General features: G+C 59.4%; 4 protein-coding genes. 2 read left to right on the top strand and 2 right to left on the bottom strand.

Annotated elements, in window-relative coordinates:
- The first annotated feature begins 327 nt into the window (after positions 1–327).
- Positions 328–957 (top strand): hypothetical protein, encoded by a 630-nt coding sequence (locus Q0653_RS13945; RefSeq protein WP_298945361.1) that lies wholly within the window; start codon positions 328–330, stop codon positions 955–957.
- A 65-nt stretch (positions 958–1022) separates the two neighbouring features.
- A complete protein-coding gene (locus Q0653_RS13940) occupies positions 1023–1208 on the top strand; it encodes a hypothetical protein (RefSeq protein WP_196325398.1) in 186 nt (61 codons plus the stop codon).
- A gap of 101 nt (positions 1209–1309) precedes the next feature.
- Here Q0653_RS13940 and Q0653_RS13935 read toward each other — a convergent pair whose 3' ends face one another.
- Together Q0653_RS13935 and Q0653_RS13930 are read right to left on the bottom strand one after the other, a co-directional pair.
- Complete coding sequence (locus Q0653_RS13935; protein ID WP_196325399.1) at positions 1310–2209, bottom strand: hypothetical protein; 900 nt, start codon at positions 2207–2209, stop codon at positions 1310–1312.
- Complete coding sequence (locus Q0653_RS13930) at positions 2206–2850, bottom strand: hypothetical protein (RefSeq protein ID WP_298945353.1); 645 nt, start codon at positions 2848–2850, stop codon at positions 2206–2208. The genes Q0653_RS13935 and Q0653_RS13930 overlap by 4 nt, the downstream gene beginning before the upstream one ends.
- Positions 2851–2926 lie beyond the last annotated feature (76 nt).

The raw sequence follows: 2926 nt of genomic DNA, 5'->3' as shown, positions 1-2926 counted from the left end.
ATCGCCGGCCAGAGCGATTCAGAATCGAATATCAAAGCGGAGGCGCAGGAGCAGCGGGCGCCGGGATCTCGGGCGTGTCGAGTCCACGCGATCTCGGCACCCGCGGTTCTCGGCTTTGCGGTTCCCTGGTTTCGAAGGGTGCTCACTCTGCTGGTCTTGAGCTTCTCGGATCTGCGGGCGCTGAAGGCAAGATCCGTCTGTACAAGGTTGTACAGATCATCAACTGCCCGGAGGGGTTCACTGCTGCACCACTCGCTGACCAATAACGTTTGAGGCATGCACTCGACCCTCAATGATCATTTGACAGCCACTCGCGTAGGAGTATCTGTGGCCGAGTACGAAGCGAGCAAGGCTCTCGATTCCCGGCAGGGAGCGAGTTGGGCAATCTGGGGCGCAACTACCGGCGACCTGTCGATCTTCGAGGACAGTGCCGCAGCTGCACCGCTGCTTCGCAAGGATGTCGTGCTCATCGGAGCAAACTTCGGCCTCGGCGGAGATGCGGGAGCGTTCAAGCCCTTCCAGAACTTCCACGCTAAAACTAGCGGAGGCGACACCAAACTCAGGAAGGCTCTGACAGGCACTGCCTTGGAGGGGGCGTTTCTCACCGATTTGGTGAAGGACTACGGCACCAAGTACGCCGACCGCCTCGGAGCGGAGATCCGGGCAGGCGCCCTCGACATCGAGAAGCATGTGGTGGCGGGATTCAGGGCAGAGCAGGAAGCACTCGGACTCGGCCCCGAAACCCTCTACATCCCAATTGGCGGCAGGACCCGAGAACTCTGGGATTTGCTGGTGGATCGAGGTGCAATCCCCGCAGCTCAGCGAGTCTTCCATGGCGAGTACGGAAACGGCCCTCTGTTCAGGGGTAGAGCTGTCCACAACCTCACCCACTACTCCGCCGCGGTGAACATGACGCAGGCAGTCGGCGCCACGCTTGCACAGCCCTCCGTGAAGTAGTTCCTGTTGTCGATCCCGCCGGATAGAATCTGCTCACCAGATCAGCAGCGACCGAGGAGAGCCCGTTGGCGAAGAACACAGGCGAGGGGTTCCGACGAGGACAGGTCAGGGACCGCTATCAGCAGTACAACCCTGACACCGATCGTTACGATAAGTACGACGGCGACGCCAACTATGTGGACTCGAAGATCACCGAAGGCCCCTACAAGGGGATCGAAGAGCGAAGCCCGAAGAAGCCGCCACGCAGCTGAGCAGTCACGGCTCCGAGCTACCGAAGACAGAAGGCATGTCGACGAAGACAGGATCGCGCTGAGTCCGGGTGTGCGTACACCCATCCAGCGCATCGGTTGATCTATTCGTTGTTGTACTCCGGCTCGTAATCGATGTCGTCGGCACTTCCTTCGACCTCAAACCCTTCATCCAGACCCGCTTCGACGAGGAGATCGTAGTCGCTCAGGTCGAGTCGACACTGGTCGCAGACAAGGGCGATGGGTGCGATCGTCAGAGTGACCTGTACATCGGGTTCGCCCCACTCGCCGCTCCCATAAACCACATTCTTATCGACGATCTCATCGCCATAAAGATTCGCGTCAGCGCCGCAGGCAGGACACTCGGCGTAAGAGTGGTGAGAAGTGGGGTACTGAGTCTTCAGCTCCCACTCCTTGAGCTGGCGCGAAGATAGGGTGCCAGCTTGGTGCTGGCTCAGCATGGTCTTCGCGCGCTCGATTCGCGCTTCGAGCTGCTGCCTCACGGTCTCTTTTCGCGTCGCGAGGGCTGCATTGACGGCTGCGACATAGCTCCGGTCCACATAGTCATCGATCATGAGCCCCATGTGGTTGAGGAGGATGACGGCCTGAGACCAGAACCGAGGCCACCAGGCATGGGCGGGAACTGCATCGAAGCCAATCCCCGCAGCGTGGATGTACTCATTCCTGCCGACTGAGAGCTTCTTTGCCTCTCCCTCACTGAACGGCTTGAACGCTCTCTGGCAACGGCTCCACACAGCTTTAGCAGGCACAGATGTCGCGTTGCCCTGTGTCAGTCCACTGGCAACCAGGAGACTGTTCCCATCGTCCATCGGGTTCGCGATCAAGAGGGTCGAAACCTTCGCCAAGGCGCACTTCCCGAGAAGTTCGAGAGCGCTGCAGGCCCAGAAAGCTTGCTCTTCAAACTCCCGATCCGCATCCAATGCACGATTGATAAAGAGCTTGGACTTGATCCAGAGTCCATCCGGGTCGAATGAGCTGCTCATCGCGTCTCCATGAAGTACACCGCTCTCTCGAGCACTCGTGATGTGGCATCGCCCGGATCATGAACAGCCTCGCGGCCGTGGAGAGACTTCCTATTGTCAATAAACAAGAGCGTCTCCTCAGCGTTCCACTCGTGGATATGGGCGCTTTCTCGTGCGAGCCCCAGGAATGCTTGCGCCTCTTTCGCAAGCTGATCGGCGGGCGACATACACACCGGGTCAAAGCGCAGCCTCTGATCGGCGAGGGCGTGAGCCAGGAAGCTACCGTCGTTTCCCCGGACGGTGAACACCCCGTTCCAGAGAGCTGACGGATACTCTCGCCCAAGCTTCCAGACTGCTGTGGCGGTCAAGGTCGGGTTTGGAGCGTAGAGGACAATGACATCGGGCATCTTTTTCAGGTGGGCCCCATCGGTGTGCAGCGGCTGAGCATCGAGACCATACACAGCGGACAGAGTCCGGGGCGGGGCGTCTTCCTGCTCCATGGGTCTGAGTGCGGACACCCGAACACCGTCCTTCTGTGTAGTCTGCTTCCACTTCCGCTGAAGAAGCGATGCCAAACTGACATCGCTCAGGTCACCCTCGCGCACAGCAAAGCCGTTAGAACTCAGTTCCTTCTCGACATCCGCGAGATCTAGGTCGCTCAACTCTGGGCCTCCTTGCATTCCTGTGAGAACACTAAGGGCTGTGCACTCTCGACAGGTGCGCGCACACCAGCAGCGG

Source organism: uncultured Microbacterium sp., assembly GCF_947488465.1.
Classification (GTDB): domain Bacteria; phylum Actinomycetota; class Actinomycetes; order Actinomycetales; family Microbacteriaceae; genus Microbacterium.
This window is presented reverse-complemented; position numbering and strand designations above follow the sequence as displayed.